Annotated in this window: 3 protein-coding genes and 3 pseudogenes; all 6 read right to left on the bottom strand. The window is 61.9% G+C overall.

Going from position 1 to position 5,259, the window contains the following annotated elements; all coding sequences use genetic code 11:
• Positions 1–77 precede the first annotated feature (77 nt).
• The 6 genes and pseudogenes from E3O50_RS18015 to E3O50_RS17995 all read right to left on the bottom strand — a co-directional run bounded on the left by E3O50_RS18015 (position 78) and on the right by E3O50_RS17995 (position 4,722).
• Positions 78–830, bottom strand: coding sequence for an ATP-binding protein (locus E3O50_RS18015; protein ID WP_134446142.1), 753 nt, complete (start codon positions 828–830; stop codon positions 78–80).
• Positions 830–1,687 (bottom strand): hypothetical protein, encoded by an 858-nt coding sequence (locus E3O50_RS18010; RefSeq protein ID WP_134446141.1) that lies wholly within the window; start codon positions 1,685–1,687, stop codon positions 830–832. The genes E3O50_RS18015 and E3O50_RS18010 overlap by 1 nt, the downstream gene beginning before the upstream one ends.
• 4 nt (positions 1,688–1,691) lie before the next feature.
• Positions 1,692–2,886, bottom strand: a pseudogene (locus E3O50_RS18005) (IS3 family transposase).
• A gap of 84 nt (positions 2,887–2,970) precedes the next feature.
• A pseudogene (locus E3O50_RS18000) lies at positions 2,971–3,664 on the bottom strand (IS256 family transposase); the annotation flags it as partial.
• A 440-nt stretch (positions 3,665–4,104) separates the two neighbouring features.
• Positions 4,105–4,233 (bottom strand): annotated as a pseudogene (locus E3O50_RS19760) (IS630 family transposase); the annotation flags it as partial.
• A 33-nt stretch (positions 4,234–4,266) separates the two neighbouring features.
• Positions 4,267–4,722 (bottom strand): GtrA family protein, encoded by a 456-nt coding sequence (locus tag E3O50_RS17995; RefSeq protein ID WP_241975268.1) that lies wholly within the window; start codon positions 4,720–4,722, stop codon positions 4,267–4,269.
• Between the last annotated feature and the right edge of the window lie 537 nt (positions 4,723–5,259).

Here is a 5,259-nt window from a genome sequence, read left to right as displayed (position 1 = left end):
CGACACGGCCTGGATCAACAAGCCCGCCGAATCTCAAGAAGACGAGCCGAAACTAGCCGCCTAAACTCACGCTGGCCTCATTCACCTTGACAAATTCCGTTGCGGTGTCGGCGCATGTCGATCTGGCCGAAGTTGATGACCCGGGCGTTGTTGGCCAGGCGGTTCACGATTGAGTCCGCCGCGACCCGGTCCGGCAGCTCAGCAACCCAGTGCGCGGGCCCGGTCTGCGAGGCGATCATCGTCGGGAGCCGGTGTTCGCGGTTCGCGAGGATCGCGAAAAGGTCGCTGGCGGCGTCGCTGTCGATGCCGACGGTGAGGAAGTCATCGATGATGAGCAGGTCGATGTTGGAGAGGTCGTTGAGTAGCTTCTGGTGCGCGATGCCGTTGCCGCGAGCGATGACGAGCCGTCGGGCGAGGTCATCCATCCGGTAGTAGAGAACAGAGTGTTCGCTCTGGCAGGCGCCGATGGCCAGCGCGCAGGCGAGGTAGGTTTTCCCGCCTCCGATGGGCGAGATGATCAGCAGGTTCGTCGGGTCCGAACGCCAGTCGTGAGCGGCATAACGGCGCATCCTGACCGGGGTGATGCCGCGTCCGTCGCGGTAGTCGACCTCGGCGACGGTCGCGCCCGGGATCGGGAACGCGGCCTGACGGATGAGTTTGTCGACCTTGTTAATACGCCGGGACTCCAACGCGTCATCGACCGCGGTGAGGAACAGCTGCTCGGGGGTGAGGGTGTCGTTGCCCTCGTCTTGGATGAGTTCCTCCAGCCTGGTCGCAACATGCGTGACGCGCAGGGCCCGGAACTTGTCGTATTCGATGCTGGTGAACATCACTTGCCCTCCTCGTCACGTGCGTAGTGGGAGGCGTCGCGAACATAGACGTCGTGCATGGTGTCGCGGAAGACGACGGTGCTGACCCGTTTGCGTGTCGAGGCCGCTGGAACCACCGGCCGCGGCTTCTTCGCATCACTGTCGATCGCCGCCATCAACCGTTTCAGCGTCGAGTAGGTCGGATGCGCGCGGCGGTTCAGGAGATCTTGGCAGGCCGCTTCCAATCGTTCCCGGTTGTTCTTGCCGAGCCCGTCGAGGATGTTCTGGCAGGCCAGATAGCCCTGCGCCTCGATCACTTGGGCGTCGAGGATCTGCTCGATCACTGTGACGGTGGCCGGCCCGACGCTGCGGGCCCGGTCGGTGAACCAGCGCCTGGACCAGAGCCCGTCGATGTTGCGGTATTGGGGTGGGACGTGTTCCGGCAGTGTTGAGTACTGGCCTTTCCGGCCCGTGAGCCGCGGGTGTTCGCAGATGCTCTCGTGCCCATCGAAGACGGTGACCTGGGACGAGGTCAGCCGGACCCGCAGCAGCTTGCCCGCGAGTCCGAAGGGCACGGAATAGCGTTGCGTGTCCACGGTGACGTGATAGTTCCGGGCCGCTTTCAGCTCCTTCCACTGAACGTCCTCGAACCCGGCATCGGGCAACGGGGCCAGCAGCTCCCGCTCCTCAGCGTCGAACCTCTCCCACCGGGTCGTGTCGTCCGCGCGGCGGATGTCGTGGTTGATCTCCCGCACCCGCTCGTCGATCGCCGCGTTCAGTTCGCTGAGGGTCGTGAACACGTCATCGTCCAGGTAGCCGATGACGCGTTTGTTGACGACGTTTACCGCATTCTGGCCTTGCCCCCGGTTAGTGGACACGGGGTTATGCGGCTTTAGCGACGACCGCGTTCTGGTTTGAGTATTGCAGTTCGAAGTCGACGGGGCTGACCTGGCCGAGGGAGGTGTGTCGGCGGCGCCGGTCGTAGCGGTCCTCGATCCAGGCGCCGACCTCTCTAGATGCCTTGTTTTTGCTGGGCCAGACGCGTCGGTGGTAGAACTCGGTCTTGAGCATGGCGAAGAAACTTTCCGCCATCGCGTTGTCCCAGCGGACCCCGGTGTAGCCCATCGACCGGGTGATGCGGTGCGCTTTTGCGAACGCGGTGATCTGAGCTGACGCGTATTGCTGCCGTGGTCAGAGTGCCAGATCGCGTCGGGCTCGATCCGGGTCGTCGCGGCCGCGTTCTTGAGGGCGTCAGCGACGAGTTCGGTGCGGATGTGATCGGCGATGGACCAGCCGACGACTTTCTTCGAGTAGCAGTCAATGACGGTCGCGAGGTAGATGAAGCCCTGCCAGGTGTGGATGTAGGTGATATCGCCGACGAACTTGACCCCGGGCCGGGCCGCGGTGAAGTCTCGTTTCACGAGGTCGGGCATGTTCGCGGCCGCTTCGGCATCCGCGGCCGTCGTGACACGGAATGGGCGCGGCTGACAGGCCACCAAGCCCTGCTGGCGCATGATCTGCCGCACGAGCTCGGGCGAGCACTCCGAGTGTTCCGCGGCAAGGTCCGCGTGCACGCGGCGGTACCCGTAGGTGCCGTCGGACTCTTCGAAGAAGTGCCGCACCCGGTTGATCAAGGCCGCCCTGCGGGCCGCGGTCGCCGATTGCGGCCGAGACACCCAGTGATAGAACCCGGACGTCGACACGGCCAGCCAGCGGCACATTTTCACGACGGAGTTCAGGTTGCCGGGCTCGGCTTTCAAGGAGTCGATGTATTCGTACTTGCTCACTACCGCTGCTCCCGCGCGAAGTAAGCGGCCGCTTTTTTCAAGAACAGCGCCTCGGCCTTCAGTTCCTGGTTCTCGCGCTCGAGCTCCTTCAGCCGGGCCCGTTCCGGGAGCGTCAGCTCGGTCTCGGTACCGCCGTTGGCCTCGCGGTGCTTGATGAGCCAGTTGCGGAGAGTCTCGGGGCCGACGCCATACGCGGTCGCGACGTCCTTGATCGATTTGGACGTGTTGATCACCTCGCGACACAGCTCGTCCTTGAACTCCTGGGAAAATCGCCTAAGCGATGCGGTCATGCTGATCTCTGCTTTCAGTAGTCCCTCATCTTAAGAGGGCCCACTGTCCGAGAACTCCGCAGCAGCTCACTGGAATACGGTGCCGATAGCCTTCTTCAGGCCGGTGTGGGCGTCAGACATGACTAGCTTGACTCCGTCGAGGCCGCGGGTCTTCAACGACCGCAGGAAGCTGGTCCAGAAGCCCTCGTTCTCGCTGTCGCCCACGTCGAAACCCAGTACTTCCCGGCGGCCGTCAGCGGCAACACCAACCGCCACGACGATGGCTTGGGACACGATCCGGTGCCCGATCCGGGCCTTGCAATAGGTGGCGTCGAGGAACACGTAGGGAAAGTCCTGCGCGGCCAGGGTGCGGTCGCGGAACTGGGCGACTTCGGCGTCCAGGCCCGCGCAGATCCGGGACACCTCCGACTTAGAGATCCCGGTGTCAGCGCCGAGCGCTTTGACCAGGTCGTCGACTTTGCGGGTCGAGACGCCGTGAACGTAGGCCTCCATCACGACCGCGAACAAGGCCTGATCGACCCGTCGGCGACGCTCGAGCAGGGCCGGGAAGAAGGACCCGGCCCGCAGCTTGGGGATCTTCAGATCCAGGTCACCGGCCGTCGTTGACAAGGTCCTCGGTCGGNGAGCGCTCGAACGGGGCGGCGCCGATGAACGCGGTCGCTTCGGCATCGATCAGTTCTTGATAGAGAGTTTCGGTCGCGACGCGGATTCGGTCGGTGACGTCGGTGAGTTTGAGTTCTCCCAACAGGTCGAGCAGGGCAGACTGGTCTAGAGCCATCGTGTGGTGTCCTTTGTGAGTTGCTTAGTCGGTACTCACTGACCATCCCACGGTGGCTCTTCGCGTTGAAGAAGCAACGCTCACGAGCGGGAAACCACACCACTCACAGGGACGTAACCATAGTGGCATGGCGATGTGATCGACGCGACACTTCTGGCTGTGGCGGCCTCGGTGCCGGGCCCGATTGTTAGCGGCCATGCCAAACTGGGCGCCGCCCGGCCACCTTCGGCTTACCCACATCCCGTTGCATCAGCACCCACTATCCCTGCAACCAACTGGCGAGCGAGAGCACGACGACAGTCAGGAAAGGGGGGCGTCGCCCTCTTCCTCCCCCAATCCGCGCAGGATCAGGTCGAGGGTACTGTCAAGATCCGGCTGCATCCTCGTCGGCAATCTCCATCTCAGTCGATACGGGGCGGGCCGTGCACGCTCGATGCCAGCTAGTGTCCTGCGCCGGTAGTTCGTTGTAGAAGTCGGCTGAGGGATTCGGAGATCTGTTTTGCGGGCTTGGTCCAGATGAATGGCTTCGGATTCTCGTTCCATCCTTTGACCCATGCGCGGATGTCTGCTTCGGATACAAAGGCGAGGGAATAGATCGAGGTCTACGCGACGACGTCCGCGGGTATGCTCTCTTCGACGTTGCTGACTTGATCAGTCCTCTGGCTTCCGTAGACCCAGTAGTGATACAGAAGGAACCGTAGACCAGTAGATAACCCCAGCCCCACAACGTTCTTAGCGATGTTGTCCGCGAGGAGGCTCTCAAAGCCCAGTGCATAGTGCGATACCCACAGGCACGCGAGGCTGACGAGCAGCCCCAGGACCGACACGACCACGAACTCAAAGAGTTCGAGCGCGATGTTCGACCTGCGTCGAGCTCGGAACGTCCAGTAACGGTTGCCAAACCAGGTCACGAGAGTCGCGATGCCGACGGAGATGATCGTGGCGCCGATAGGACCTTGCACATAGTGGCTCTGCCCGAGGGCTCCGAGTCGGAGAGCATTGAAGAGGCCAAGATCGACCACGTATCCGCAGAGACCGACGACGCCGAATTTGAGCACGTACGTCAGAGTCGTATCCGCAAATCCTCTAACTAAGTCGACAATCCGCCCCATTGAATCGCTCCCCATCGCTGCAAATCTCCCCAAGAATGAAATATTCTGAAAAGAATATCCTGACCAGACTAATAATCTTCCGGCAGCGTATGAGTGTTCTCGAAGCATTGGGCGATTTTCGAGCTGATTCGACGATGAAGGATCGAGCCGAGGGGTGCGGGAAATGACGCGGTAGGCGGCAGGTCGACGTCTTCAGGCTTCACTCGCGGGATAGTAGCCGCCATCCAACTTTGACAAGGATTACATCCGCGTGCGCGAGTGAGAATGTCGATTACTGCGTGCTCCATTCGGCATCCGTCGGCTTGCTGTCTGCGCTTTGAACCCTCCATCACGCAGTGCCATCTCGAAAAATGAATCTTGGGGCGATTAAAGTCGTCGTCCTCGATGAGTCAATACTCGTACAGCATGACCCGCACCATCAGGCGCGGGTCATGCGGCGACTGGCCCTTCGACTTCGCATACGACGCGTAGAACTTCTGCAGG

Source organism: Cryobacterium sp. MDB1-18-1, assembly GCF_004402735.1.
GTDB classification, from domain to species: Bacteria; Actinomycetota; Actinomycetes; order Actinomycetales; family Microbacteriaceae; genus Cryobacterium; species Cryobacterium glucosi.
This window is presented reverse-complemented; position numbering and strand designations above follow the sequence as displayed.

Coding starts and splice junctions, on each gene's coding strand:
- E3O50_RS18015 (WP_134446142.1), bottom strand. CDS start 830: ATGTTCACCAGCATCGAATACGACAAGTTCCGGGCCCTGCGCGTCACG.